At 70.2% G+C, this 25,185-nt stretch carries 25 protein-coding genes and 1 riboswitch; of the genes, 13 read left to right on the top strand and 12 right to left on the bottom strand.

Translation table 11 applies throughout. The annotated features are described in order from the left end of the window. The 3 genes from ABTW87_RS30305 to ABTW87_RS28035 all read right to left on the bottom strand — a co-directional run bounded on the left by ABTW87_RS30305 (position 1) and on the right by ABTW87_RS28035 (position 2,132). Positions 1 to 756 carry an IS3 family transposase gene (locus tag ABTW87_RS30305; protein WP_502891659.1) on the bottom strand — a complete coding sequence of 252 codons (756 nt, stop codon included), beginning with the start codon at positions 754 to 756 and terminating at the stop codon, positions 1 to 3. Continuing rightward, positions 753 to 1,040, bottom strand: coding sequence for a transposase (locus ABTW87_RS30300; RefSeq protein WP_422733832.1), 288 nt, complete (start codon positions 1,038 to 1,040; stop codon positions 753 to 755). The genes ABTW87_RS30305 and ABTW87_RS30300 overlap by 4 nt, the downstream gene beginning before the upstream one ends. A gap of 66 nt (positions 1,041 to 1,106) precedes the next feature. Next, a complete protein-coding gene (locus tag ABTW87_RS28035) occupies positions 1,107 to 2,132 on the bottom strand; it encodes a sodium:calcium antiporter (protein ID WP_350654195.1) in 1,026 nt (341 codons plus the stop codon). A 190-nt stretch (positions 2,133 to 2,322) separates the two neighbouring features. Between ABTW87_RS28035 and ABTW87_RS28030 the strand changes: the two genes are divergently transcribed. Next, positions 2,323 to 3,093: a TerC family protein gene (locus ABTW87_RS28030; RefSeq protein ID WP_350654193.1), complete on the top strand. Its 771-nt coding sequence runs from the start codon at positions 2,323 to 2,325 to the stop codon at positions 3,091 to 3,093. 56 nt (positions 3,094 to 3,149) lie between these two features. Here ABTW87_RS28030 and ABTW87_RS28025 read toward each other — a convergent pair whose 3' ends face one another. From ABTW87_RS28025 to aceA, 4 genes are all read right to left on the bottom strand, one after another. Beyond that, positions 3,150 to 3,422, bottom strand: a complete 273-nt coding sequence (locus ABTW87_RS28025) for a GlsB/YeaQ/YmgE family stress response membrane protein (RefSeq protein WP_350654191.1) — start codon at positions 3,420 to 3,422, stop codon at positions 3,150 to 3,152. Positions 3,423 to 3,591: 169 nt separating this feature from the next. Beyond that, complete coding sequence (locus ABTW87_RS28020) at positions 3,592 to 4,890, bottom strand: hemolysin family protein (protein WP_350654189.1); 1,299 nt, start codon at positions 4,888 to 4,890, stop codon at positions 3,592 to 3,594. Positions 4,891 to 5,064: 174 nt separating this feature from the next. Next, positions 5,065 to 6,675, bottom strand: coding sequence for a malate synthase A (gene aceB / locus ABTW87_RS28015; protein ID WP_350654187.1), 1,611 nt, complete (start codon positions 6,673 to 6,675; stop codon positions 5,065 to 5,067). Then, positions 6,672 to 7,943, bottom strand: coding sequence for an isocitrate lyase (aceA, locus tag ABTW87_RS28010; protein WP_350654215.1), 1,272 nt, complete (start codon positions 7,941 to 7,943; stop codon positions 6,672 to 6,674). Before aceA ends, aceB begins: the two co-directional genes overlap by 4 nt. 222 nt (positions 7,944 to 8,165) lie before the next feature. Here aceA and ABTW87_RS28005 point away from each other — a divergent pair, with 222 nt between their 5' ends. Then, positions 8,166 to 9,560 carry a short-chain fatty acyl-CoA regulator family protein gene (locus tag ABTW87_RS28005; RefSeq protein WP_350654186.1) on the top strand — a complete coding sequence of 465 codons (1,395 nt, stop codon included), beginning with the start codon at positions 8,166 to 8,168 and terminating at the stop codon, positions 9,558 to 9,560. 61 nt (positions 9,561 to 9,621) lie between these two features. Here ABTW87_RS28005 and ABTW87_RS28000 read toward each other — a convergent pair whose 3' ends face one another. Further along, the gene (locus tag ABTW87_RS28000) at positions 9,622 to 10,617 is read right to left on the bottom strand and encodes a ribonucleotide-diphosphate reductase subunit beta (RefSeq protein WP_350654214.1); all 996 of its coding nucleotides are present in this window, start codon (positions 10,615 to 10,617) and stop codon (positions 9,622 to 9,624) included. 35 nt (positions 10,618 to 10,652) lie between these two features. Further along, positions 10,653 to 13,025 carry a ribonucleoside-diphosphate reductase subunit alpha gene (locus ABTW87_RS27995; protein ID WP_350654185.1) on the bottom strand — a complete coding sequence of 791 codons (2,373 nt, stop codon included), beginning with the start codon at positions 13,023 to 13,025 and terminating at the stop codon, positions 10,653 to 10,655. A 129-nt stretch (positions 13,026 to 13,154) separates the two neighbouring features. Next, a riboswitch (cobalamin riboswitch) is annotated at positions 13,155 to 13,377 on the bottom strand. Between the two features lie 283 nt (positions 13,378 to 13,660). Here ABTW87_RS27995 and ABTW87_RS27990 point away from each other — a divergent pair. Genes ABTW87_RS27990 through ABTW87_RS27980 form a run of 3 tightly spaced genes read left to right on the top strand, consistent with a single transcriptional unit; the run spans position 13,661 to position 15,469 of the window. Continuing rightward, positions 13,661 to 13,879, top strand: a complete 219-nt coding sequence (locus ABTW87_RS27990) for a CbtB domain-containing protein (RefSeq protein WP_350654184.1) — start codon at positions 13,661 to 13,663, stop codon at positions 13,877 to 13,879. Positions 13,880 to 13,896: 17 nt separating this feature from the next. After that, the gene (locus ABTW87_RS27985) at positions 13,897 to 14,646 is read left to right on the top strand and encodes a CbtA family protein (protein ID WP_350654183.1); all 750 of its coding nucleotides are present in this window, start codon (positions 13,897 to 13,899) and stop codon (positions 14,644 to 14,646) included. A gap of 1 nt (position 14,647) precedes the next feature. Then, complete coding sequence (locus ABTW87_RS27980; protein WP_350654181.1) at positions 14,648 to 15,469, top strand: (2Fe-2S)-binding protein; 822 nt, start codon at positions 14,648 to 14,650, stop codon at positions 15,467 to 15,469. 114 nt (positions 15,470 to 15,583) lie between these two features. Here the strand turns inward: ABTW87_RS27980 and ABTW87_RS27975 are convergent, their stop codons facing one another. Together ABTW87_RS27975 and ABTW87_RS27970 are read right to left on the bottom strand one after the other, a co-directional pair. Further along, the gene (locus ABTW87_RS27975; protein ID WP_350654179.1) at positions 15,584 to 17,041 is read right to left on the bottom strand and encodes a PepSY-associated TM helix domain-containing protein; all 1,458 of its coding nucleotides are present in this window, start codon (positions 17,039 to 17,041) and stop codon (positions 15,584 to 15,586) included. Between the two features lie 355 nt (positions 17,042 to 17,396). Then, positions 17,397 to 17,663: a helix-turn-helix domain-containing protein gene (locus tag ABTW87_RS27970; RefSeq protein ID WP_350654177.1), complete on the bottom strand. Its 267-nt coding sequence runs from the start codon at positions 17,661 to 17,663 to the stop codon at positions 17,397 to 17,399. A 73-nt stretch (positions 17,664 to 17,736) separates the two neighbouring features. On the opposite strand from ABTW87_RS27970, the gene map reads away from it, so the two are divergent. After that, on the top strand, positions 17,737 to 18,555 hold the full coding sequence (gene map / locus ABTW87_RS27965) for a type I methionyl aminopeptidase (RefSeq protein ID WP_350654175.1): 819 nt from the start codon (positions 17,737 to 17,739) through the stop codon (positions 18,553 to 18,555). A 381-nt stretch (positions 18,556 to 18,936) separates the two neighbouring features. Next, positions 18,937 to 20,475 (top strand): non-reducing end alpha-L-arabinofuranosidase family hydrolase, encoded by a 1,539-nt coding sequence (locus tag ABTW87_RS27960; protein WP_350654173.1) that lies wholly within the window; start codon positions 18,937 to 18,939, stop codon positions 20,473 to 20,475. 113 nt (positions 20,476 to 20,588) lie between these two features. Here ABTW87_RS27960 and ABTW87_RS27955 read toward each other — a convergent pair whose 3' ends face one another. After that, a complete protein-coding gene (locus ABTW87_RS27955) occupies positions 20,589 to 21,116 on the bottom strand; it encodes a DUF6244 family protein (protein ID WP_350654171.1) in 528 nt (175 codons plus the stop codon). Positions 21,117 to 21,252: 136 nt separating this feature from the next. On the opposite strand from ABTW87_RS27955, the gene ABTW87_RS27950 reads away from it, so the two are divergent. From ABTW87_RS27950 to ABTW87_RS27925, 6 genes are all read left to right on the top strand, one after another. Then, entirely contained in the window at positions 21,253 to 21,693 is a 441-nt protein-coding gene (locus ABTW87_RS27950; RefSeq protein ID WP_350654169.1) for a YbaB/EbfC family nucleoid-associated protein, read from the top strand. A 4-nt stretch (positions 21,694 to 21,697) separates the two neighbouring features. Beyond that, the gene (locus tag ABTW87_RS27945; RefSeq protein WP_350654167.1) at positions 21,698 to 22,039 is read left to right on the top strand and encodes a WXG100 family type VII secretion target; all 342 of its coding nucleotides are present in this window, start codon (positions 21,698 to 21,700) and stop codon (positions 22,037 to 22,039) included. Next, positions 22,023 to 23,105, top strand: a complete 1,083-nt coding sequence (locus tag ABTW87_RS27940) for an IQM protein middle domain-containing protein (protein WP_502891661.1) — start codon at positions 22,023 to 22,025, stop codon at positions 23,103 to 23,105. Before ABTW87_RS27945 ends, ABTW87_RS27940 begins: the two co-directional genes overlap by 17 nt. Before the next feature lie 13 nt (positions 23,106 to 23,118). Then, positions 23,119 to 23,388 (top strand): hypothetical protein, encoded by a 270-nt coding sequence (locus ABTW87_RS27935; protein WP_350654163.1) that lies wholly within the window; start codon positions 23,119 to 23,121, stop codon positions 23,386 to 23,388. Between the two features lie 269 nt (positions 23,389 to 23,657). After that, complete coding sequence (locus tag ABTW87_RS27930; protein WP_350654161.1) at positions 23,658 to 24,122, top strand: hypothetical protein; 465 nt, start codon at positions 23,658 to 23,660, stop codon at positions 24,120 to 24,122. 112 nt (positions 24,123 to 24,234) lie between these two features. Continuing rightward, positions 24,235 to 24,489, top strand: a complete 255-nt coding sequence (locus tag ABTW87_RS27925; RefSeq protein ID WP_350654160.1) for an SCO4848 family membrane protein — start codon at positions 24,235 to 24,237, stop codon at positions 24,487 to 24,489. The last annotated feature ends 696 nt before the right edge of the window (positions 24,490 to 25,185 follow it).

Here is a 25,185-nt window from a genome sequence, read left to right as displayed (position 1 = left end):
CTAGCGGGTAGCCCAGGGCTGACGGTCGAGCAGTTCGAGCTGCATGGAGCCGAAGAACGACTCGACCAGCGAGTTGTCGTAGCAATCGCCGATGGAGCCCATCGAGCCGAGCAGTCCGGCAGTGCGCAGCCGTTGTCCGAAGGCCCAGCTGGTGTTTTGACTGCCGTGATCGGAGTGGACCACGGTCTGCCCCTCAATAGGGCGGCGTCGCCAGCGGGCCATGTCCAAGGCGTCGATGACCAGTTCCGAGCGCAGGTGGTCGGCGATCGACCAGCCCACGACCCGGCGGGCGAACACGTCCAGCACGACCGCGCAGTACACCCAGCCGCCCTGGGTGCGGTGCTGGGTGATGTCGGTGACCCACAGCGCGTCCGGCCGGTCGGCGACGAACCGCCGGTTGACCAGATCCGCCGACGGCGACGCGTGCGGGTCCCGCACCGTGCAGCCTTTGCGGCGGCGCCGATACACGCCCTGCAGCCCGTGGGTGCGCATGAGCCGCTCGACGCGTTTGCGGCCGCACCGCACCCCTGCCGCGAGTCGCAGCTCGGCGTGCACCCGCGGCGATCCGTAGGTGCCCCGCGACATCTGATGGATGTCGCGGATCAGCTCACCGAGCGCCTGATCTGCCACCGCTCGGGGCGACGCCGGCCGACCGCGCCAGTCGTAGTAGCCCGAGGTCGACACCCCGAGGACCCGGCACGCCACCGCCACCGCGATCCCACCGGCGGCGAGATCGGCGACGACCGGGTAGATCATTTTGGGAGGACGTTCTCCCGCGCGAAGTAGGCAGCGGCCCGGCGCAGGATCTCGTTTTCCACCTCCAGGCGCCGCTTCTCCTTGCGCAGCGCCGCGAGCTCTTTGCGCTCGTCGCTGGTCAGGCCCTCGCGCGTGCCGTCGTCGGTGTCGGCCTGGGCCAGCCAGTTGCGCAGGCACGACTCGGAGATCCCGAGATCCTTGGCGATCTCGCGGATCGGCTTGTCTCGCAGCCGGGCCAACTCGACGGCGCGCTGACGAAACTCCGGCGGGTGTGGTGCGGGCATCCGAACTCCTCCCTCGGCGACCAGTGTCGCCTCAGCTCAGGTGTCCGGGAAACCGGGGGAAGCTCATCAGCCGGGTCGGATCAGTAGCAGGACGACGGTGGCCAGGTAGATGAGCGGGATGGCGGCCCCCTCGAAGCCGACTCCCCGACGCTCCCGGAGGATCAGCCCGGCCGCAAGCGTGGCGGTCATCAGGGTGGTCATTCCGGTGAACAGGAGCCCCGACAGGTTCGCGTCGGAGTAGATCGACCCGGGTCGGTAGGCGGCGTCGGCGACGAAGATCATCAGGGAGTCGAAGGCGTTGCCCCCGAGGATGTTGCCGATGCCGAGGGTCAGTGCCCCGATGCGGACTGCCGCAATGAGGGTGATCAGCTCCGGCAGTGAGGTGATCGCCGTGGTGAGCGTGAAGCCCACGAGGCCGCTGGGCAGACCGGAGGCGGCCACCACGCCGAGCCCGCCCTGGCCGATCAGGTAGCCGGTGGCGGCCACCACGGCGGCCAGCGCGGCCAGTCGCAACCACAGCCGTCGGATGCTCAGCCTGGACGTCGTGGCGGCCGGTACGTCCTGACGGGTGTCGGTGGTGCGCCGGGCGAACCACATCGGTTCGCGGCGTAGTCGGCGGAGCAGCACCAGACCGTACAGGTAGATGACGGGGATCAGCAGGCTCGCGGGGTGCACCCAGAGAACGGTGAGTTCGGGCGTCGCGTACGCCACCACGGGCAGGCACAGCAGCGCCACCAGGACGAGTGCCTGCATGACGTTCTCCAGGGATGCCGCCGCGTGCTCGATGTTCGACCGCCGGTAGAGCAGATCGGCGATGGCCAGCCACACCGTCTGCACAGCGATGCCACCGATCGGGTTGGCGAGGGCGAACTCGGCGTCCTCCCGCAGCGAGCCGAGGACTGTGGTGGCGATGCCGGGCAGCGAGGTCACCGCGCCGAGCAGGAGCGCACCGGCCACCGCCTCGCCCATGCCGGTCCGGTCCGCCAGTTCGTCCGCCGTACGGGCCAACGCTTTGCCGGCGAACAGGATCACCACCAGCGCGGCGAGCAGCGCGATCACGCTGGGTACGAGTGGCCAGGTGCCGGGGGTCACGAGGGGCCACCTGGACGTTGTCGGTAAGCAGCACACATGTCTGTACCCGTACCCGGTTGACGGGGTCCTGCGCAGGGTGACGGACAGATCGGAGTCGCCGCCTCCGGCGCCCCTCAGCGGATCACCCGCGTCGGCTGTACGTTCATGGACCAGCGCCGGCTAGACCCCTCAACCCCCCACCGGGAGCGACATGGAACTGTTGACCAGCCCTGAGCTGTGGATCGCGTTCGCGACTCTGCTGCTGCTCGAGGTCGTCCTCGGCATCGACAACGTCGTGTTCATCTCGATCCTCGCCGGCCGGCTACCCGCGCATCAGCAGGCCCGGGCCCGTACGATCGGGCTGTCGCTCGCATTGGTGACCCGGCTGCTGTTACTCGCCTCGCTGTCCTGGGTGATCGGGCTGACCGCACCGTTGTTCGAGGTTGCCGGGCAGGAGATATCCGGGCGTGATCTGATCCTGTTACTCGGCGGGCTGTTCCTGCTCGGCAAGGCCACCTACGAGATCCACGAACACCTCGAAGGCGCGGAACACGGCAGGACCGGCAAGGCCGCGTCGTTCGCCGCGGTCATCGCCCAGATCCTCGTGCTCGACGTGGTGTTCTCCCTCGACTCGGTCATCACCGCCGTCGGCATGGTCGACCAACTGTTCATCATGGTCGCCGCGGTCGTTGTGGCGATGGTCATCATGCTGGTGTCCGCCGGCGCGGTCAGCCGCTTCGTCAATGAGCACCCGACGGTCAAGATGCTCGCTCTGTCGTTCCTGCTGCTCATCGGCGCCAGCCTGATCGCCGAGGGTTTCGACCAGCACATCCCCAAGGGCTACGTGTACGGGCCCATCGCCTTCTCGATCTTCGTCGAGTTCCTCAATCTGCGGGTACGGGCCCGCCAGCAACGCCGTACGGCCGAGCCCGTCCATCTGCACCCCACCTACGTCAAGTCGGAGCCGACCGTCGATCGGTAGTGGCGACGCGCCGGCCCACCCCGGGGGCGGGGTGGGCCGGCGCGGGTGGTGGGTGGTCAGTGGACGCGGCGGCGACCGTACGTTCCAGCGGCGATCGCGACGCCGACGGCGGCGAACACGATCTGGATGGCCAGTTCGATCCAGTCGATGCCCGGGGTTTCGTCAACGCCGAAGGCGCCGGCGACGAGCGTGCCGAGGAGCGCGGCGACCACGCCGATGAGCAGGGTGAGCCAGATCGGGATGTTCTGCTTGCCTGGTACGACCAGCCGGCCGAGCGCGCCGATGATCAGGCCGATGATGATCGCGGTGAAGAAGCCGGTGACTTCCACGAGAGCCGTCCCTCCAGAGTTGTCTGCCGAGCCACTGTGCCCCCGCTCCGGCACCGCCGAAACCTTCCCTGCGGTGCCACCCGTATTTCTTCACGCACCTGCCACGCAACCGTGCACCGGTCGTCAATCGAGGCCGATGGCGACACGGTGTGATCCGCTCGTCCGCGCGTCATTCGGTGTCGTTCTCGTGGCCGGGCCTCGGGGTGGTGCGCAGACGCACACGGGTGATGGCCCGCCCGGTCACCTCCGCTACCTCGGCGGTCAGGCCCGGCAGTTCGACCCGCTCGCCCGGTGCCTGAGGGATGTGGCCGAGGTGGGAAAGGAGCAGTCCGGCCACGGTGGTGTAGTCGCCGGCCTCGAGGACGGCCTCGTCGAGGTCGATGCCGACGTCGGTCAGGTCGTGCAGCGGGAACCCGCCGGGCAGTAGCAGCGCGCCGTCCGGCTCCCGTACGGCGGCCTGCACGTCGCGGTCGGTCTCGTCGTAGATCTCCCCGACGATCTCCTCGACCAGGTCCTCCATGGTGACGATGCCGTCGATCGCGCCGCGCTCGTCCACGACCAGGGCGAACTGCTGTCGCTGTGACCGCATCTCCCGGATCGCCTCGGTCACCTTCAACGTCTCCGGCAGGTACAGCGGCGGGCTGGCGTGTTCGGCGACCGGGCCGACCTGATCGAGCAGGTCCCGCATGTGCACCACACCGACCGTGTCGTCCAGACCGCCGCGGCCCACGATGGGGGCGCGGGTCTGCCCGGACCTGCCCAACTCCCGCAGGGCCTGCGCCGCGGACAGCGACTCGCTGAGGGTGACCACGTCCCGGCGGGGCACCAGGATCTCCCGTAGCACCCGCTCGGCGACCTCGAACGCCCCGGAAATGATCATTCGATGTTCCGGCGTCAGGGTTCGTTGCGCGGCCACCATGTCCCGCAACTCCTCGGTCGTGACCTCCTCCCGGCGGGCGCGGGGGTCCCCGCCGGTCAGCCGGACGACCGCGTCGCTGGCCGCGCTCAGCAGCCACACCGCCGGTCGGGAGAACGTCGACAGCGCGTCCAGCGGCCGGGCGACCAGCAGCGCCCATCCCTCGGCGCGCTGCATCGCGATCCGTTTCGGCGCCAGTTCGCCCAACACCAGCGTGACGAAGGTCAGCAGGATCGTCACGAGCACGATCGACACGGGCTCCGCCGCTGCGCCGAGGAAGCCCAGCGGACCCACGAGCGGCTCAGCCAGAGACACTGCCGCAGCAGCCGACGCGAGGAAGCCGGCCAGGGTGATACCGATCTGAATGGTGGCCAGGAACCGGTTCGGGTCCCGCGCCAGCCTCGCCAGCACCCGGCCCGCCCGCGACGTCCGCTCCAGCCGCTGCACCTGGCTCTCCCGCAGCGAGACCAGGGCCATCTCGCTGCCGGCGAAGACCGCGTTCACCAACACCAACACGAACACCAGCGCGACCTGCACGCCATAGCCACCCACGGTCTGTTCGACGCCTCCCTTGCCGGACCTTCCGGAGCACCACCGTATCGGCGCCCGACGCATGGTGTCTTATTCGCCCGGAACGTCCTCCGCCCGGCTCGAGGGTGCGGCAACGGCTGGAGCCGGGAAGGGCCACGGACCCCTTCCCGGCTCCTGGTGCGGCACCGGCCGCGGTCAGCCGGTCGACCCGCCGGGCAGGCGTTCCGGACCGAGGTGCCGGGCGTACGCGCCGGTGGTGAAGAACGCCGGCAGGTCCTCGCCGAACGCGGTGTTCTCGACGATCCGCGCGGCCTGCTCGGCGCGGTCCCGGTCGCTGCCGTCGCGCCCCGCGGTGAGCGCGGCAAGCTCCTCCGCGAGGACCGACCGGACCAGCTCCTCGGTCACGCAGCCGCCGCCGGCCAGCGGCGTGCCGTGGTGCAGCCACTGCCACACCTGACAGCGGGCGATCTCGGCGGTCGCCGCGTCCTCCATCAGGTTCCACAGCGCCACCGCGCCGGTGCCGCCGAGCCAGGCGTCGATGTAGCGCAGGGCGACGGCGATGTTGGAGCGCAGCCCGGCGGCGGTGACCTGGCCCGGGGTCTTGTCGACGGCGAGCAGGTCGGCGGCGGTGACGCTGACGTCGTCGCGGAGCCGGTCGAGCTGGTTCGGGCGCTCGGCCAGCACCGCGTCGAACTCCTCCCGGCACGTGTCGACCAAGCCGGGGTGGGCGACCCAGGAGCCGTCGAACCCGTCGCCGGCCTCCCGCCGCTTGTCCGCGCGCACCCGGCCGAGGGCCACCTCGTTGGCCTCCGGGTCGCGGCTGGGGATGAACGCGGCCATCCCACCGATCGCGTGCGCGCCACGCCGGTGACAGGTGCTGACCAGCAGTTCGGTGTAGGCACGCATGAACGGCACCGTCATGGTGACCTCGGACCGGTCCGGCAGGACGAAGTCCGGCCACTGCCCGAAGTTCTTGATGATGCTGAAGATGTAGTCCCACCGGCCCGCGTTCAGCCCCGCCGAGTGCTCGCGCAGCTCGTAGAGGATCTCTTCCATCTCGAACGCGGCGGTGATCGTCTCGATCAGGGTGGTTGCCCGGATGGTGCCCTGGGGCAGGCCGAGGTACTGCTGGGCGAAGACGAAGATGTCGTTCCACAGCCGCGCTTCGCGGTGGCCCTCCAGCTTGGGCAGGTAGAAGTACGGCCCGGCGCCGGCGTCGAGCTGCCGTCGGGCGCAGTGGAACAGGTACAGCCCGAAGTCGACCAGGCTGGCCGAGATGGGCCGCCCGTCCACCGCGATCCCCTTCTCGACGAGGTGCCAGCCGCGCGGACGGACCACGATCGTGGCCAGTTCCTCGCCGAGGGCGTACCGCTTGCCGCGCGGGTCGGTGAAGTCGATCCGCCGGTCCAGCGCGTCGATCAGGTTGAGCTGGCCGCTGATGACGTTGTGCCAGGTGGGGGCCGACGCGTCCTCGAAGTCGGCGAGCCACACCTTCGCCCCGGAGTTGAGGGCGTTGACGGTCATCTTCCGGTCGGTCGGTCCGGTGATCTCGACCCGCCGGTCGACCAGACCCGGTGCCGGCGGCGCCACCCGCCAGGTCGGGTCGTCGCGGATCCCCGCGGTCTCCGGAAGGAAGTCGGGCAGCTGACCGGTGGCGTACCGGTCCCGGCGGGCCCGGCGGGTGTCGAGCAGGGCCACCCGCCGGGCGGCGAACTCGCTGTCCAGCGCGACGAGGAAGTCCAGCGCCTCGGCGGTGAGGACCTCGTCGAACCGTTCGGCCATCGGGCCGATGACCTCGTACCTCATGCGAACTGCTCCTCCTCGGTGGAGCCGCGCAGGGCGGTGGTCTCGGCGGCCGGGTTGAGCACGGTGCTGATCAGGTCGAAGTAGCCGGTGCCCACCTCGCGCTGGTGCTTGACCGCGGTGTAGCCGACCGGTTCGGCGGCGAACTCCCGCTCCTGCAGCGCCACGTACGCGGACATGCCGTCGGCGGCGTAGCCGCGGGCCAGGTCGAACATCGAGTAGTTGAGGGCGTGGAAGCCGGCGAGGGTGATGAACTGGAACTTGTAACCCATGTGGCCGAGCTCCCGCTGGAACTTCGCGATGGTCGCGTCGTCGAGGTGCTTGCGCCAGTTGAACGACGGCGAGCAGTTGTAGGCGAGCAACTGGTCCGGGTACTCGGCCTTGATCGCCTCGGCGAAGCGGCGGGCGACCTCCAGGTCCGGCGTGCTGGTCTCCATCCAGAGCAGGTCCGAGTGCGGGGCGTAGGCCAGCCCCCGGGCGATGCACGGCTCGACCCCGTTGCGTACGCGGTAGAAGCCCTCGGCGGTCCGCTCGCCGGTGACGAACGGCCGGTCCCGCTCGTCGACGTCGGTGGTGAGCAGCGTGGCGGCCTGCGCGTCGGTGCGGGCGATGACCACCGACGGCACGCCGGCGACGTCGGCGGCGAGCCGCGCCGCCTCGAGGGTACGGATGTGCTGGCCGGTGGGGACGAGCACCTTCCCGCCGAGGTGACCGCACTTCTTCTCGGCGGCGAGCTGGTCCTCCCAGTGCACGCCCGCCGCTCCGGCGACGATCATCGCGGTCATCAGCTCGTACGCGTTGAGCGGGCCGCCGAAGCCGGCCTCGGCGTCGGCGACGATCGGCGCGAGCCAGTCGGTCCCGGTGGTGTCGCCCTCGGCGGTGGTGATCTGGGCGGCGCGCAGCAGGGCGTTGTTGATCCGGCGCACCACCGCGGGCACCGAGTTGGCCGGGTAGAGGCTCTGGTCGGGGTAGGTGTGCCCGGCGAGGTTGGCGTCCGCGGCCACCTGCCAGCCGGAGAGGTAGATCGCCTTGAGGCCGGCCCGAACCATCTGCACGGCCTGGTTGCCGGTGAGTGCGCCGAGCGCGTGGATGTAGTCCTCGCTGTGCAGCAGCCGCCACAGCCGCTCGGCCCCGTGCCGGGCGAGTGTGTGTTCCTCCTGGATCGCCCCGCGCAGGCGCACCACGTCCTCCGCGCGGTAGCTGCGCCGTACCCCCTGCCAGCGCGGACTGGTCTCCCACTCGGTACGCAACTGCTCGACGGCGTTCTGCATGATGTCGTCCCCTCGGATGTCGATGCCCGCCGGCGATCGGCTGCCGCGCGGCGGCGTACCTCGATGCCGGTCCGGTGTGTCGCCAACGGTCACACGGCGACGATGGCGGGTCGAGGGACGCAAAAAGCCAAGTTCTGGGAATTTTCCGCCGCATTTTGCGAAGTTGCGAAGGGGTATGTTTGCAACCTGCCAATTGCGCGGCCGGGTGAACGACCACGGGAGGTGAGGGCGATCGCCAAGACCTTCGCGGGAGCCCGGCTGCGCCGCCTGCGCGAGGACCGTGCGCTCAGCCAGTCGCACCTCGCCCGCCTGCTGAACATCTCGCCCAGCTATCTCAACCAGATCGAACACGACGCCCGGCCGCTGACCGTTCCGGTGCTGATGCGGATCACCGAGGTGTTCGGCGTCGATCCGACCGTCTTCGCCCCCCGCGACACGCCGAGGCTCGTCGCCGGGCTGCGCGAGGCGCTCGCCGGCCGGTCGGGCGTCGCCGATCTCACCGAACTCGCCACCCGGCTGCCCGAGGTGGCGGAGGCCGTCATCGACCTGCACCGGCGGTACCGGCAGGCGGACGAGCAACTCGCCGAGCTGCTGGGCGACCGGGAGAAACTCGGCCGGAGTCCGCACGACCAGGTGACCGAGTTCTTCTACCGCCGGCAGAACTACCTGCCAGACCTGGACGAGGCCGCGGAGCGCCTGGCCGCGGACATCGGACTGCGCCGTGGCGAGGTCCGCGCCACACTGCAGGACCGGCTGGCCCGGCGGCACGGCGTCCACGTCCGCCGCGACGACGCGGCCTCGCTCGGCGACGAACTGCACCGCTACCGTCCGCAGACCCGCACCCTGCACCTGTCGGCCTCGCTGCGGGCCGGTCAGGAGGCCATGCGGATGGCGGCGCAGATCGCGCTGCTCGAGTTCGCCGACGTGATCGACGAGATCGTGGAGGAGGAGCGGTTCGACGAGACCCAGACCCAGATCCTCACCCGGGTCGGACTGGCGAACTACTTCGCCGCCGCGCTCATCCTGCCGTACGAGCAGTTCCTGGCTGCGGCGGAGCAACGGCGGTACGACATCGACCTGCTCACCCAGCACTTCGCGATCGGCTGGGAGACGGTGTGCCACCGGCTCAGCACCCTGCAGCGCCCCCGGGCGCGCGGCGTACCCTTCTCCTTCGTCCGGGTCGACCGGGCCGGCAACATGTCCAAACGCCAGTCCGCCACCGGCTTCCCGTTCTCGCACACCGGCGGCACGTGCCCACTGTGGAACGTCTACGAGGCGTTCAGCTCGCCCGGACGGGTGGTCGTCCAGGTCGCCGCGATGCCGGACGGGCAACGCTACCTGTGGATCGCCCGCACCATCACCCGCCACCACGGCGGCTACAACCAGCCCGGCAAGGTCTACGCCATCGGCCTGGGCTGCGAGACCCGCCACGCCGACCGGCTGGTCTACTCCGCCGGGATGGACCTCCACGCGGCGGAAGCCGCCACACCCATCGGCCCGGGCTGCAAGACCTGCGAGCGGATGACCTGCCCGCAGCGGGCCGCCGCCCCGATCAGCCGCCAGCTCGACGTGGACGAGAACCGCAGCACCTTCGTCCCGTACCCGTTGAAGGACTGAACCGGATTCGGGCGGCGCGGCCCGCCGTCCCGGCTGACGGCGGGCCGGCCGCCCGACGGCGTCAGAAGTCGTCGTCGAAGGTGACGCTCCCGGTGACCCCGACCTGGTACGCCGACACCCGCCGCTCGAAGAAGTTCGACAGCTCCTGCACGTCCTGCAGTTCCATGAACGCGAACGGGTTGCGGCTGCCGTACATGGGCTCGATGCCGAGCATGGCCAGCCGCCGGTCGGCGACGTGCTGGAGGTACTCGCGCATGTCTGCCGGTGACAGCCCGGAGACACCCTGATCGAGGAGATCCTGGGCGAAAAGGGCCTCGCACTCGACCGCCTCGGCCAGCATGTCGCGCACCTGGCGGGCCATCTCGTCGTCGAACAGGTCCGGTTCCTCGGCGCGTACGGTGTCCACGACGTCGAACGCGAACGCCATGTGCATCGACTCGTCGCGGAACACCCAGTTGGTGCCGGAGGCGAGGCCGTTGAGCAGGCCTCGGGAGCGCAGGTAGTAGACGTAGGCGAAGGCGCCGTAGAAGAACAGGCCCTCGATGCAGGCGGCGAAGCAGATCAGGTTGAGCAGGAAGGCCCGGCGGTCCTCGCGGGTCTTCAGCTCGCGCAGTTCGAAGATCGAGTCGATCCAGCGGAAGCAGAACTCGGCCTTACGCCGGATCGACGGGATGTTCTCGACGGCGGCGAACGCCGCGAACCGCTCCTTCTCGTCGGGGACGTAGGTGTCGAGCAGATTGAGGTAGAACTGGACGTGCACGGCCTCCTCGAACAGCTGGCGGGACAGGTAGAGCCGGCCCTCCGGGGAGTTGACGTGCTGGTAGAGGTTGAGCACGAGGTTGTTGGCGACGATGGTGTCGCCGGTGGCGAAGAACGCGACCAGCCGGGACACCAGGTGCTGCTCGGCGGGGGACAGTTTGGCCAGGTCGGCGAGGTCGGAGTGCAGGTCGACCTCCTCGACGGTCCAGGTGTTCTTGATGGCGTCCTTGAACCGGTCGAAGAAGTGCGGGTAGCGCATCGGGCGCAGGGTCAGGTCCATGCCGGGGTCGAGAAGCATGTGCCGGATGTCGGTACGGGGTTCGGACGTCGTGGTCACTGGCAGGCCTCGCAGCTCTCGGGGTTCTCCAGGGAGCAGGCCAGCGCGTCGGCGTCGCCGGCGGTGACCACCGGCTTGACGGCGACGGTGGCCTGCTGGATGCGCGTCGCGGGTCGCGAGCGCAGGTAGTAGGTGGTCTTCAGCCCGGACTTCCAGGCGTACAGGTACATCGAGGACAGCTTGCCGATGGTCGGCGCCTGCATGAACAGGTTCAACGACTGCGACTGGTCGACGTACGGCGCCCGGGCGGCGGCCAGGTCGATCAGTGCCCGCTGCGGAAGTTCCCATGCGGTGCGGAACAGTTCCTTCACCTCGGGGGGCAACTCGCCGATCGCCTGCACCGAACCCTCGGCGCGCTTGATCTGCTCCCGGATCTCCGGCGTCCACCGTCCCCGCGCCTTCAACTCCCGGACCAGATACGTGTTGACCTGGAGGAACTCGCCGGACATGGTCTCGCGTTTGAACAGGTTGGACACCTGCGGCTCGATGCACTCGTAGCAACCGGCGATCGAGGCGATCGTGGCGGTCGGGGCGATCGCGACCAGCAGCGAGTTGCGCAGGCCGTGCGCGGCGACCGCCGCGCGCAGCGCCGACCACCGCTCGGTCTGGGTGGGTTCGGCACCCCACAGGTCCGGGTGCAGCTCGCCGCGGGCGGCGCGGGTCTCGGCGTACGCGGGGTGCGGGCCGAACCGCTCGGCCAGCCCGACGGAGGTCTCCAGGGCGGTCAGGAAGACCTCCTCCTGCACCCGGGTCGACAGCGCCTTCGCCTCGGCCGAGTCGAACGGCAGACGCAGCGTGAAGAACGCGTCCTGCAGGCCCATCAGGCCGAGCCCGACCGGCCGCCAACGCGGATTCGACGCCGCCGCCTGATCGGCCGGGTAGTAGTTGATGTCGATCACCCGGTCCAGGAAGACCACAGCGGTCCGTACCGTGGAGCGCAGCCTCTCCCAGTCGATCCCGTCGGCGGTGACGTGGGCGCCGAGGTTGACCGAGCCCAGATTGCACACCGCGGTCTCGGTGTCGCTGTTGACCTCGAGGATCTCGGTGCACAGGTTGGACAGGTGGATCGTGTTGCCCGGCACGCCGGTCTGGTTGGACAGCCGGTTCGACGGGTCCTTGAACGTCATCCACCCGTTGCCGGTCTGCGCCAGGGTGCGCATCATCCGCCCGTACAGGTCCCGGGCCCGGACCGTCCGCACCGCCTTCTTCTCCGCGATCCGGTAGGCGGCGTCGAACTCCTCGCCGTAGAGGTCCGGCAGCTCCGGCGCGTCGGACGGGTCGATCAGCGACCAGTCGCCATCGGCCTCGACCCGGCGCATGAACTCGTCCGGAATCCAGTTGGCCAGGTTGAGGTTGTGGGTGCGCCGGGACTCCTCGCCGGTGTTGTCCCGCAGCTCCAGGAACTCCTCGATGTCCGGGTGCCACGGCTCCAGGTACACGCACGCCGCCCCCTTGCGCCGGCCGCCCTGGTTGACCGCCGCCACACCGGCGTCGAGGGTCTTCAGGAACGGGACGATGCCGTTGGAGCGGCCGTTCGTGCCGCGGATCAGCGCACCGCGGCCGCGTACCCGCGACCAGGCGATGCCGATGCCTCCGGAGAACTTCGACAGCTTCGCCACCTGGTGGTACCGCTCGTAGATCGAGTCCAGCTCGTCGCGGGGCGAGTCGACCAGGAAACACGACGACATCTGCGTGTGCCGGGTACCCGAGTTGAACAGCGTCGGTGAACTGGGCAGGTACGCCAGCGACGACATCAGCCGGTAGAACCCGATCGCCTCGACCGGCGTCTCGGACAACCCGCAGGCCACTCGCAGCAGCCAGTACTGCGGCGTCTCCACCACCAGCCGGGACTCGGGGTGGCGCAGCAGGTACCGGTCGGCGACGGTGCGCAGCCCGAAGTACTCGAACCGCAGATCACCGGCCGGGTCCACGGCGTCGTCCAGCTTGCGGGCGTTGCGGGCCACGAACGCGGCCGTGTCGTCCCCGATCAGGCCCAGCCCGTACGCGTAACGGACGGACTGGCTGAAGCTCGCCACCCCCTGCCCGCGGACCTCCTTGTCCACGAACGCGGCCAACAGCCGCGCCGCCAGCCGGGAATACTGAGGCTCCTCGCCGATCAGCTCGGCCGCCGTCTGGATCGACAACCTGTCCAGCTCGGCGGTGCTCGCCCCGTCGTACAGGCCGCTGATCGTCTTCGTCGCGACCCGCAGCGGATCCACCTCGTCCAGGTCGGCCACCCAACGCTCGACCGCCTTGACGATTTTGTTGACGTCCACCGGCTCGGTGTCACCGTTGCGCTTGCGGACCCGCATAACCTGCCGACGCTGCTCCGGCGGCTCGACCGCAGCCTGCTCCTGCGTCGCCGTCATGTCCCCTCCTCACGCCTGTCGACGAGGTCGACGAACGCGCAGGAGAACGCCACTGGTCGCCGGACGGCGTGCCGGCCGCGGCCGGCAGATGGCGTCGGCCGTCCCGCGCGGCCTCCGACCGCCGCACGCGAACGCGTACGGCGCGCTGGCAGGTCTTCGGACTCGCGGGCCGGACCGGGGACCCCGGTCGCCTACTGGCCGTCGCTTCCCAGGCCCGAACGGGCCCAGTGCTTCATGACGGCGGTCGTTCCCACTCACCGCTGCGGGGCAGTCCCGGATTCACACCGGATTCCCTCTTGCCTCGACCACTCCCGGGCGGGAGCGGCCGAACCAGTTGCGTGGGACACCATATCTGCCGCTGCTGTCGGGCAGGCAACACCAGATGTCGCGTCCGCGTGTCACCTATGTCTCACCCCCGACGCGCATGCCATCGATGACCGGCGATGTACTGGTTGACACCCCGGCATTGCCGACCGTAGCGTCCGGGGCGAGTGACGATGTGCGGAAGCCGGTGCAACTCCGGCACGGTCGCGCCACTGTGACCGCGTCCGCCGGAGACCTCGGGACGCGGAAGTCAGACCCGCCACCGTCACCGGAACCCGTTGTGGGACGCGTAATCCCGAGGAGGTTGCCCCGTGTCCACCCCGTCTTCCGCCCTGCCCCAGCCGGCCATCACGCCCGTCGCCATCCCGTGGCGTGAGCTGCAGCCGTGGTTGCTCTTCGGCACCGTCCTGGCCCTCGTGCTGCTTTACTTCGTCGGCACCGAGCAGGGTGTCTTCCAGCTGGTCAGCGGCGAGAACGTGCACGAGTTCGTGCACGACGGCCGGCACCTGCTCGGCTTCCCCTGCCACTGACGGCCGGGTCGGCAACCATGCTGTCACCCCGCGCCCTGCTCGTCCGCGGAATGCTCGCCGGCCTCGCCGCCGGACTCCTGGCGTTCGTGTTCGCCTACTTCGTCGGTGAAGGCCCGATCAACCAGGCCATCGCGTTCGAGGAGGCCAACGCCGCACCGGAGCCGGCCGTCGCCGACGGGCCGGAGGGCATCAGCCGTACGGTGCAGAGCACCGTCGGCCTGCTCACCGCGTCGGTCATCTACGCCGTCGCCCTCGGTGGGATCTTCGCGATGGTGTTCGCCGCCGCCTACGGGCGGATCGGCCGGTTCGGCTCGCGGGTGACCGCGGTGCTGGTCGCGCTCACCGGATTCGTGGTGGTCGCGCTGGTCCCGTGGCTCAAGTACCCGGCCAACCCGCCGGCGACCGGCGACCCCGACACCATCGGTCGACGCACCTCGCTGTTCTTCCTCATGATGGTGATCGCGCTCGCCGCGGTGGCGCTCGGCGGACACCTCGCCCGGGCGCAGGCTGCACGGCTCGGCGCCTGGAACGCGAGCCTCGTCGGGGTCGGCGCCTTCGTCCTGGTCGTCGGGCTCGCGCTGGCGGTGCTGCCGTCGATCGAGGAGGTCCCGGAGGGCTTCTCGCCGATCCTGCTCTGGAATTTCCGGCTGGCGTCGTTGGGAACCCAGCTCGTCGTCTGGGCGACGCTCGGACTGGTCTTCGGACTGCTTGTCGACCGGGGCGTGCGCCGGTCGCAGCACACCGTGGCCGTGCCCGCCGGCCGATGACGTGGCTCCGCCGCCATCGCCGATCGAACGCCGCGACGCCCGACCGGCGCTGGCGGCGGCCTCCGCGCTCGGACCCTTCTTCACCTGGTCCGCGCTGTCCGACCGGGCGGGCTGGCGGCCACTGGCCGAGCTGCTGAACGGCGACGTCCTGACCGAGCGTGTGGACGCGGCGGCCGACGCGCTGCGTACGCGGTGCGAGCTGCCGGCAGACGCGGTGCCGGTGCGCGTCGTCGCGTCGATCACGTTCCTGGGCGTGGCGGCGCGGCTGTTGTCCCCGCCGCTCGGGGCGGCCGTCGTCGGCGGCGCCCTGCCGCTCGCCGGCCGGGACGGCCTCGTGTGGCGACAGTCCGCGGCCGGGGCGTGGTCGCTCGCGCACGGTCCGCTCGACGCGCTGCCCACCGACGACCTGGACGATCGCGCGGTCGCGGCGGCGCTTGTCGAGACGGCGGTCCTGGGCCCGGTGCGGCTGCTGCTGGACGCGTTCCGGGCCCGGTTCCGACTGTCACCGCAGGTCCTGTGGGGCAACGTCGCGTCCGCGATGGCGGGCGCGACCGGAGTGCTCGCCGACGCCGCGCCGGCACACGCCGAGCGGGTCGGCGGGGTGCTGGCGGAGGCGTTGGAGCTGCCGCCGCTGGCCGGCACCGGCACCCTCGTCCGGCCGGACGAGGGTCGGGCCCGACGATTTCTGGTGCGGCGCAACTGTTGCCTCTACTACCGCATCCCAGGCGGCGGCACCTGCGGCGACTGCGTGTTGACGTCCCCGGCGCAGCTGCGGCGGCACTGGCGCTCGGTGCTTTCCCGGACCGAGACACCACAGGGGTAGCGACGGCTCGGGTGACCTACGCGGCTCCCTCCGGAACTGATCTGCGGTCGGGCCGGTCGAAACCGGCCGTCCGGCCGCCACCCGGTTCGTGACGGCCGGACGACCGGTCGGTCATCAGCCGGCCGGGGCCGGGGAGACCGGCACCACGCGGCGTCGTCGGCGGGCGAGCGCGCCGAGGATCACGTCGATGACGAGGAAGGCGAGTAGGGTGACGCCGAACCAGGGCAGCGCCCATCCGAGCGCCACGGTGACCGGCAGGCCGAGCAGCATCGCCCACCAGGGAAGCCCTCGGACCCCGCCGCGGGCGGGCGGTGCGCCGAGCGGTGCTCGGCGGTCGGCGCGGGTGGGGCGGCGCTGCCACCACATGCGGTAGCCCCAGACGATGACGCACAGCAGGCCGAGGGCGAGCGCGGCGAGCAGGATCTGGTTGACCGGGCCGAACAGCAGTCCCATGTGGGCTTGGATGCCGAGGCTGCTGAGCTGCGCCAGCAGCGGCCAGTCGGCGAAGTCGCTGCGGGCGGTGACCACGCCCGTGGCGGGATCGACGGCGATCCGGTCCTTGGCCACCGGCCAGGTGTTGTCGACCTGGGTGACGGTCCATGCGCTGCCGGGTTCCCCGGCGGGGCTGATCTCCACCGGCCCGGAGAGGCCGACGTCGCGGGCGGTGGCCAGTACCGTGTCGTAGGTCGCCGGATGGTCTGCCGTGCCGGTCGCCGGTGCGCCGTGCTCGTGCTCCCCACCGCCGGTGGCCGGGGCGCCGTCGAGGGCGGTGGAGATCTGCGGGGTGCCGGCGCGCAGGCCGTCCAGGCCGGCGCCGAAGTTCGCGCCGGCGTAGCGGGACCAGGTCAGACCGGTGGCGGACAGGAACAGCAGGCCGACGGCGAGCCAGACGCCGGTGGTGGCGTGCCAGCCCCGGGTACGGCGGACTCCCTTGCGGACGGAGAGGTCCGGCACGAGCAGGTGTGTCGTCCGGACGCGCGTGGCGCTGCGTCGGCGCCACCACAGGATGGGGCCACCGAGGACCAGAACCCACAACCAGCTGGCGGCGATCTCGGAATAGTGCCGGCCGAGGTCGCCCAGGTGCAGGTTGCGGTGCAGGTCGTCGAGCCAGGTGGTGGCCGGTGTGGAGCCGAACCAGGTGGTGAGCTGCCCCTTGACCTCGCCGGTGTACGGGTCGACGTAGACGGTGTGCTGCTTGTCCCCGAGTTCCGCCGACGAGAACACCACCTGGGTGGTCCGGTCGCCGGTGCCGGGTGCCACGGCGGAGAGGGTGCCGTCGGGATGCGCGGCCCGGGCGGCGGTGACCTGCTCGGCGAGAGGCCTGGGCTGGTCGCCGACGGCGGCGACGGTCAGCTGGTCGCCGTAGAGCGCCTGGTCCAGTTGCGGGGTGATCGTGTACGCGAGGCCGGTCAGGGCGGCGACCAGCAGGAACGGGGCGACCAGGATGCCGGCGTAGAAGTGCAGCCGGGTCAGCAGCGCGGTGAGCGGCGCAGGCCGACGGGCGGGTCGCGCGTCGTCCGGTGCGGTGGCGGACTTCGGCGGGTGGTCGCCGGGCAGTTCGGTCACGGACATCCACTTCTCCGATCGGAAATGAAGGTTTGCGGGGTCGAGGTGGCTCGTGCCCGTAGAGCCATGGGTTGCCCGGTGGCCGTCTCCCGGTCGAGTAGTCGGCCGGGTGCCTCAGAAAGTTCCCGGTGCCCGCGCGAGTCCATCGGGTCGCCCCCGCGATCGACGTGGTGCCGGCTGCGGCGGACCGTCAGCAGCGCCACCGGGGCGCCGACCCACAGGGCGGCGGTGAGCGCGTGCACCCCTCGTCACGCCGGATGGATCGAGCGCCCTCGCGATGGTTGGCCGTACCGGGACAGGGCGGTGGCCCCCACGGCCCGGTCGGCCGGGAGGCCTGGGGTCCGCTCTGCGGGATTGGTCGCTAGGACGCCTGTCGGACGGACAGGTCGGCCAGCCAGACGTCGGCAAGGTCGCTGAGGGGGACGTCGAGGGCCTGGCTGAGGCAGACCACGGTGCCGAACGCCGGCGCCGGAAGGCGGCCCGACTCGATCTTGCGTAGCGTTTCGGGGGAGATGCCGGCTGCCAGGGCCACCTCGACGAGGCTGCGGCCGGCCCGCGCTGCCCGGAGGGCGGCTCCGAGACGTTGGCCCGCCGCGATCTGTTCGGCGGTGAGTGGTTGGCGAACCATGCGAGCAGGATATCCCTCCGGAACGGCCCGGCGGGGATGGTATAAAAATACCGGTCCGGAGAGGGAGGCTGTCGTGATCGAGCTCAAGTCCGCCGAGGAGATCGGCCGGATGGCGGTGACCGGCCAGTTCGTCGGCGAGTTGCTCGCCGAGCTGAGCGGTCTCGCCGCGGTCGGCGTCAACCTGCTGGACCTCGAACAGCATGCCCGTCACCGGATCAAGGAACGCGGTGCCCAGTCCTGCTACTGGGACTACGCGCCGTCGTTCGGCCGCGGCCCGTTCCGTAACGTGCTGTGCCTCTCGGTCAACGACGCGGTGCTCCACGGCCTGCCGCACGACTATGTTCTGCGCGACGGCGACCTGCTCAGCATCGACATGGCGGTCAGTGTCGACGGCTGGGCCGCCGACTCCGCGCTCTCCGTCATCGTCGGCACTCCGGACCCCGCCGACCTGAAGCTGATCGAGGCCACCGAGGTCGCCTTGGAGGCCGCCATCGCCGCCGCGCAGCCCGGCGGCCGTCTCGGTGACGTCTCCGCTGCGATCGGCGAGGTCGCCCACTCCTACGGCTACCGGGTCAACGGCGAGTTCGGTGGCCACGGGATCGGCCGCACCATGCACGAGGCGCCGCATGTCGCCAACAACGGTCGCTCGCGCCGCGGCCTGAAGCTCGAACCCGGCCTCACCATCGCCATCGAGCCCTGGTTCTGCGGCTCCACCGACAAGATCAGGTTCGACGACGACGGTTGGACGATCCGCTCCGCCGACGGCTCCCGCACCGCCCACTCCGAGCACACGGTCGCCATCACGGATTCCGGCCCCCGGGTTCTGACCCGCCGTCCCGCTGACGGCGCCACGTCGGCCGATCCCAGCGGAAGGTCCGCCGCAGCCTCCTGATCCGGCCGCCAGTTGACCGAATGATGTGCAAACGTCGATGTTATCGCCAACATTGAACCGCGACTGTGAGCTCCTGCTGCCGCTGGCCGGACGCGGGCGACGCCTGCGGGGATGCGGCGCGAGTGATTGCGCGCCGGTCGCGACGGCGGTCGACGGCCAACGTTACGACTTGACGAACGGCATGTTATCGCCCAGAGTCGATGGCTGAGGCCGACGATGCCGGTGGCTTACCGGGCAAGCCCGCTTCGTCGATTCTCAGATCAGGCGTGCGCCAGGCAACTTTGTTAACGCTAACAGCATCGACACAAGCTCCGGCCAGAAGCACCACGCGGTGCGCCCATCGTCGGTGGCCCGTCGGCTCCTGGCCGTCGAAGGAGGATCATGTTCGCCTTTGGTAGATCATCATCTGTGGAGCCGCCGCCCCGGCGGCGTGGGCGGTTGCTGCGGGTCGTCGCCGCCGCCGCGACGGCGCTGGTCGTCGGTGGTGCTGCCGCCGCGGTGGTGTCGACACCCGCCGCCGCGGCGACGGTCGACACAAGCGCCTGGTACGTGCTGCTCAACCGCAACAGTGGCAAGGCCCTGGACGTGTACAACCTGGCCACGAACGACGGCGCGCGGATCGTGCAGTGGACGCGGAACAACGGCTACCAGCAGCAGTGGCAGTTCGTGGACTCGGGCGGCGGCTACTACCGGCTGCGATCGCGCCTGTCCGGCAAGGTCCTTGACGTCTACAACTGGTCGACCGCCAACGGCGGCAGCATCGTGCAGTGGACCGACCACAACGGCACCAACCAGCAGTTCCGGTTGGCCGACTCCGACGCCGGCCACGTCCGGCTGATCAGCCGCCACAGCAACAAGGTGGTGGAAGTGCAGGGCCTGTCGACCGCCGACGGCGGAAACATCGTGCAGTACGACGACTGGAACGGCCCCAACCAGCAGTGGCAACTCGTCCGGGTCGACGGCGGAAGCAACCCCACGACACCGCCGCCGACGTCGCCGCCGCCGACCGGCACGTGTGATCTCCCGTCGACGTACCGGTGGTCGTCCACGGGTGCGCTCGCCCAACCGAGGTCGGGGTGGGTCTCGCTCAAGGACTTCACCCACGCCCCCTACAACGGCAGGCAGCTCGTCTACGCGACGACGCACGACACCGGCACGACCTGGGGCTCGATGAACTTCGGCCTGTTCACGAACTGGTCGGAGATGGGTTCGGCCAGCCAGAACGCGATGCCGTTCGCGGCGGTCGCGCCGAGCCTGTTCTACTTCGCCCCGCGGAACATCTGGGTGCTCGCGTACCAGTGGGGTGGGCCGGCGTTCTCCTACCGGACGTCGACCGACCCGGCCAACGTGAACAGCTGGTCGGCCCACCAGACGCTCTTCACCGGCAGCATCTCCAACTCCTCCACCGGGCCCATCGACCAGGCTCTCATCGGTGACGACCAGAACATGTACCTGTTCTTCGCCGGTGACAACGGCAGGATCTACCGGGCCAGCATGCCGATCGGGAACTTCCCGGGCAGCTTCGGCTCGAACTACACGACGATCATGACCGACACGACGAACAACCTGTTCGAGGGAGTCCAGGTCTACAAGCTCCAGGGCCAGAACCGGTACCTCATGCTGGTCGAGGCGATCGGCGCGCAGGGTCGCTACTTCCGCTCGTTCACCGCCACCAGCCTGGGCGGTACGTGGACGCCGCAGGCCGCGACCGAGAGCAACCCCTTCGCCGGCAAGGCCAACAGCGGCGCCACCTGGACGAACGACATCAGCCACGGCGAGCTGATCCGGAGCAACGCCGATCAGACGATGACCGTCGACCCCTGCAACCTGCGGTTGCTCTACCAGGGCCGTTCCCCGAACTCCGGGGGCGACTACGGTCTCCTGCCCTACCGGCCGGGCCTGCTGACGCTGCAACGCTGACGGCGTGACCAGATCCGGCTCCGGTGGAGCGGGAACGGGCGGGCTCGGCGGATGGCCGAGCCCGCCCGGGTCACACCGCGAGCCGGAGAGTCAACTCGGCAGGCCGCGGGCGGTCAGGTGCCGGATGCGCCCAACCGCCGGGCCTCGGCGGTCGCCTCCTCGACGCTCCGCTCCGCCGTGGACGTCTGCCGCACCACCTGCAGCAGGACCTGCTTGACGCTCTCCAGCGTCTGCAGCAGCGCTCCCGGCTGTCCTCCGTGCAGGACGACCGTGACGAGTTGCTGTGCGTCGCCGACCTGGACGATCGTGGCGGCGGACGCGGTGCGCAGACCCGCGATGCCCTCCCGTACCGGGCGAAGCCCGGCGACCGTCTCCTCCGGCGTCGCCTCCCGGGGAACGGCCGCGGTCGCCGTGGTCGCCTCACCGATCGACGTGGTGAGACCCCCGAGCCGCCCCTGCAGGGCGGCGATCGCACCGCGTACCCGGGTCATGCCGGCCGCGACCGCCGCGAAGCCGGCGCCGGCGGCGCGCAGCGCGACCTCCTGCGCCTGGTGGTCGGCGGTCGCGGCCAACGCCCGCGCCCGCTCGATGCCGGTGCCGAGGGTACGCAGTTCGGTGGCGATCTTCTCGATGTGCGACACGGACGGGTCTCCTCCTGCACGGGGGCGGGCGACGGGCCATGGTCCACACGCGACACCGGTTGGGTGGCGGCGACGTGCCATTGGTAGTCTCGCCCGTCCCGGGGGAGGACGAAAACCGGACCGTGAGGTGATGGAAATGGGGGGCATCGATCCGTCCGGCCTGAGCCGATCGCTGGAGGAAGCGATGCGGCTGTTGCGTCAGGCCACCGGCGAGGGCACGGCCCAGCCGGCGGACCGGCCGGAGCCACCGGACGTCGACACGCTGGTCGGCCGCGGCACCGGCGGGGACGGACTGGTCGAGGCGGAGGTGTCGGCCTTCGGGCGCCTCGAGTCGCTGGTGATCGACCCGAGCCTGCTGCGCGCGGGCACCGCGGCCGTCGCGGAACACGTGCTGGAGGCCGTCCGGGCGGCGCAGGACGACGAGCGCACCCGGCGCGCGGAGACGCTCGGCGGCGCGGTGCCCGACCCCGCGGCACTGACCCGGCAGCTCGAACGCGTCTCGGAGGACGCCTTCCGCGGTTTCGACCGCATGATCAGCGACCTCGACGCCGCCACCCGGCGGATCGAGCGGCGGTGACAGGATGTCCGACGGGATCGACGTCGACATCCCGGCGCTACGTGCCGCCGCGGGGTCGCTCGACACGACGGGCCAGCAGCTCAGTGGGGAGGTCACCAGCCTCGAGGGCACGGTGACCGGTTCGGGCAGCCCGTGGGGCTCCGACGAGGCGGGCTCGCTCTTCGGGGCCGTCTACGTCGAAGTGCTCACGCACGCCCTGGACGTCTACCGGTCGATGGCCGACCAGCTGCTGGAGGTCGCCGAGAACCTCACCGGCAGCGCGGACGCCTACGAGGCGATCGAGACCGGCAACGCCGACCTCTTCAACAGGATGGAGCTGCCCGGTGGGCATGCAGCTGCCCCCTGAGCTCGCGGAGGCCCTGGGCTGGGTCGGTTTCACCTGGCCGACCGCGGACGAGGAACTGCTGTTCGAGGCGTCGCAGATGTGGTTCGCGTTCGCCGGTCGGCTGCGTGCCGCCGTCGGGGACGCGGAGCGGGGCGCCGCGCAGGTCTGGGGGGCCAACCGAGGCGCGGACGTCCGCGCGTTCGAGCAGGCGTGGCGCGGTGCGGAGGGCGCGCCGCGCCGGATGGAGGACGGCGCGCAGGCCGCCGAGCTGATCGGCATGGCCCTGCTCGTGATGGCGATCATCACCCTCACGCAGAAGATCCTCGTGATCATCCAGCTGGTGATCCTCGTGGTGCAGGTGGCGATGGCGTTGGCCGCCGCCGCGCCCAGCCTCGGCGCCTCGCTCGCCCAGATCCCGGTCTCGATCGGCGTCGCCCGGATGGCCATCCAGCGGATCGTCAAGGAGGTCGTCGAGCGGGTCGTCAAGGAGATCATCCCGCAGCTGTTGAAGCGGGCGAAGACGCTGCTGCGCCGGTTCAGCCGCAGGGGCGGTCGGGGCCCCGGCCGCGGTCCACGACCGGGCGTTCCCGGGCCGCACCTGACGCCCCGCTACCACAACACGAAGCCGATGCTCGACAAGTACCGGAACGAGCACCTGCCGGGCGGCTTCTTCCCGACACCGGTGCGCCGGCTCACCCCCGAACAGCTCGAGGAGCACCGCGTCTTCTTCGACGGTGACGGCGTCCTGCGCAGCGCCAGGGACGGCCGGCCGTACGACACGTCCGGCTCCAGCACCGTGTTCAGCGGCGACGGTCAGGCCATCTTCGTGATGGACCGCAACGGCAACATCTACGCGTCCACGTACCAGAAGGTCGGCGACTTCCACCATTCCACCCTGGGCAACGGCCAGCCGGTCGCCGCCGCCGGTGAGCTGGTCGTCAAGGACGGTAGGGTTCAGCTCGCGACCGCCCGGAGCGGCCACTACCAGCCCGACCCGAGCCACATGGCCAACCTGGACGCCGAGTTCAAGCGGAACGGCCTCGGCGACGTCCCGATCCACAGCTGGGACGGCAGCCGGATCTTCTAGGAGACAGCGGAGCATGAGCACCGACAGCTGGAAGGGTCACGTCAACGGGATCCTCTACGGGATCCAGTTCGACCCGACACTCGACGACAAGGTCGTCGCCCGGGTCGCCGACGGCGTGCTGGGCGGGAGCTACCCGGGCGACCGCGTGGAGACCCTGGACGCGCTCACCCAGGCGCTGCGGTACCCGGGACCGCTCAACGACCAGGTCGAGGCCCCGCACAGCGAGGAGAGCATCCGCGAGTTCCTTGGCCGGCTCTCGGCGGCCCTCGCGGCCCGCGCCTGACGGCCCGGTTCAGGGGTACGCGACGGAAAACCGCAACATTCGAACTGCACCGGCCAGCAATTTGTGGTTCACCGGGACATGCGGATGCGAACTTCCTCATAATCGGTGTCTCTCGATGAGAGTCGAGCCATTCCGGCTGGCCAGGCCGTATCGGATTGGCTGCCGGCACATCGCCGGCCGATCGCAAGTGGCGTGGCCGCACATTCGAGCCGCCCAGACCGGAACACCATTCTGATCCCGAATCCGCCTCCCGGAGAAGGGTGACAATCATGTTCCGTGCCATTCGTGGGACCGCAATCGTGCTCGCGGTCGCGGCGGGGTTGCTCGTCGGGCCCGCTGCCGCCGCGCAGGCCGCCGCAAACCCGGTCACTCCCCAGGCGTTGTGCGGCCCGGGCTACGTCGCACGGGACCAGGACCCGATCCACCACGCACAGACCGGCGAGCAACTCGGCACCGTCCACCTGATGTACAACCCGCTCGTCGGCTACGCCTGCACGGTCACGGTGAAGTCCGCGTACGTCGGTGCGCTGACCCGCACCCAGGTCTACCTGGCGGCGCAATACCTGCCGACCCAGGTGAACGACGGGAACCGGCTGTACGCCGCCGGCCCGACGCGGGCGTACGTCCAGGGCGGGTGCACGATCTGGGGCGGCTTCATGGCAGACGCGTCCGGCACGATCCACTACCACGACCGCGCGAACCCGGCGATCGGCGGCATCGGCACCTGCTTCTGACCGTCACAGCCCCGGCCCGCGCCGCGCCGCGCGGGCCGGGCCACAGGGCTGGTGACGCCGGGTGTCGCGAGCCGGGAAGTCGAGCCTGGTGCCGGTGGCATACTCGGTCGCCATGGTGTTGTCACGTGGCTGGGCGCTCTTCCTCGTCGGGGTGGGCATCTGGACCTGGGTGATCTGGCCCCGCTTCGCCGTCGCCATCTGGCAGGACCCGCGCTCCTGGACGAGCGGCGTCGTCGGGGACTTCCCGGCGACCAGTTTCCTGTGGATCCACGCTTTTCTGATCGGCGCTTCACTCGCGATCGGCACCGCCGTCGGAGTGCTCGGTGTCCGCGGTCTCCGTAGGTTCCGGCGCTCCTCGACTGGTTGAGAGGCAGCTCCCGACGGCGGTGTGACCCGCACCGTGGTGGTGTGACGCGCGCCGCTACCCGCCGATTTGACGTTCAAACCCGCGGACGCGTAACTTTTCCTCTGCCAGCGCGGAACGGGGCAAACAGGGTGAAAACCCAAATGCTCCGGGCCGCGATCGGCGCCGGCGTGAACGGAGTCCACTCCTGCGACGCCGGTCGGGCGGTGCCCGCCAGATGCGCCGGGAGGCGGATTTGGTGCGGCGGAACCGACCGGGTATGGTTGACGATCGGCAGGGCACCGGGCGAGCCAGCGGGAGACCGCGGCGGCCGGCCTGCTGAAATCCGACGGTCGAGCGAGGCGGGGAACCGCTGCGTGCGATCGACGGTGCCGACCCGTACGAAGCATGACAGACCGGGACACACGGTTTGACACGGCAGAGACGGTGAGGTAACGTAGTAAAAGTGCTCGGCGCGAGAGTGTCGGGTGGAGCGATGACCCCGGACGGGTCCCCTTTGGTGGGGGTTCGGATGGTGTGTGGTTGTTCTTTGAGAACTCAACAGGGTGCTTGATAAGCCAGTGCCAATTGTTTTATACCCCGGACTGGTTGACCCTTTTGTGGGTTGGCTGGTTGGGATTCCTTTGGCAACACTTTTTGTTGTCGGGACATGTTTTCCAAGTTTTTGTTGGAGAGTTTGATCCTGGCTCAGGACGAACG

The sequence above is a fragment of the Micromonospora sp. NPDC126480 genome, assembly GCF_040302465.1.
Lineage (GTDB): Bacteria > Actinomycetota > Actinomycetes > Mycobacteriales > Micromonosporaceae > Micromonospora.
Note: the sequence above shows the minus strand (reverse complement) of the source record. Positions and strands in the feature narration are given on the sequence as shown.

What these genes read in the sequence shown, in the direction of transcription:
- ABTW87_RS28030 (WP_350654193.1), top strand. Translation starts at nt 2,323, where the DNA reads ATGGAACTGTTGACCAGCCCTGAGCTGTGGATCGCGTTCGCGACTCTG.
- aceA (WP_350654215.1), bottom strand. Translation starts at nt 7,943, where the DNA reads ATGCAGAACGCCGTCGAGCAGTTGCGTACCGAGTGGGAGACCAGTCCG.
- ABTW87_RS27970 (WP_350654177.1), bottom strand. Translation starts at nt 17,663, where the DNA reads ATGGTTCGCCAACCACTCACCGCCGAACAGATCGCGGCGGGCCAACGT.
- ABTW87_RS27995 (WP_350654185.1), bottom strand. Translation starts at nt 13,025, where the DNA reads ATGACGGCGACGCAGGAGCAGGCTGCGGTCGAGCCGCCGGAGCAGCGT.
- ABTW87_RS27950 (WP_350654169.1), top strand. Translation starts at nt 21,253, where the DNA reads ATGGGGGGCATCGATCCGTCCGGCCTGAGCCGATCGCTGGAGGAAGCG.
- ABTW87_RS27975 (WP_350654179.1), bottom strand. Translation starts at nt 17,041, where the DNA reads ATGTCCGTGACCGAACTGCCCGGCGACCACCCGCCGAAGTCCGCCACC.
- ABTW87_RS27945 (WP_350654167.1), top strand. Translation starts at nt 21,698, where the DNA reads ATGTCCGACGGGATCGACGTCGACATCCCGGCGCTACGTGCCGCCGCG.
- ABTW87_RS27925 (WP_350654160.1), top strand. Translation starts at nt 24,235, where the DNA reads ATGGTGTTGTCACGTGGCTGGGCGCTCTTCCTCGTCGGGGTGGGCATC.
- ABTW87_RS27930 (WP_350654161.1), top strand. Translation starts at nt 23,658, where the DNA reads ATGTTCCGTGCCATTCGTGGGACCGCAATCGTGCTCGCGGTCGCGGCG.
- aceB (WP_350654187.1), bottom strand. Translation starts at nt 6,675, where the DNA reads ATGAGGTACGAGGTCATCGGCCCGATGGCCGAACGGTTCGACGAGGTC.
- ABTW87_RS27935 (WP_350654163.1), top strand. Translation starts at nt 23,119, where the DNA reads ATGAGCACCGACAGCTGGAAGGGTCACGTCAACGGGATCCTCTACGGG.
- ABTW87_RS30305 (WP_502891659.1), bottom strand. Translation starts at nt 756, where the DNA reads ATGATCTACCCGGTCGTCGCCGATCTCGCCGCCGGTGGGATCGCGGTG.
- ABTW87_RS30300 (WP_422733832.1), bottom strand. Translation starts at nt 1,040, where the DNA reads ATGCCCGCACCACACCCGCCGGAGTTTCGTCAGCGCGCCGTCGAGTTG.
- ABTW87_RS28000 (WP_350654214.1), bottom strand. Translation starts at nt 10,617, where the DNA reads ATGCTTCTCGACCCCGGCATGGACCTGACCCTGCGCCCGATGCGCTAC.
- ABTW87_RS27960 (WP_350654173.1), top strand. Translation starts at nt 18,937, where the DNA reads ATGTTCGCCTTTGGTAGATCATCATCTGTGGAGCCGCCGCCCCGGCGG.
- ABTW87_RS27985 (WP_350654183.1), top strand. Translation starts at nt 13,897, where the DNA reads ATGCTGTCACCCCGCGCCCTGCTCGTCCGCGGAATGCTCGCCGGCCTC.
- ABTW87_RS27940 (WP_502891661.1), top strand. Translation starts at nt 22,023, where the DNA reads ATGCAGCTGCCCCCTGAGCTCGCGGAGGCCCTGGGCTGGGTCGGTTTC.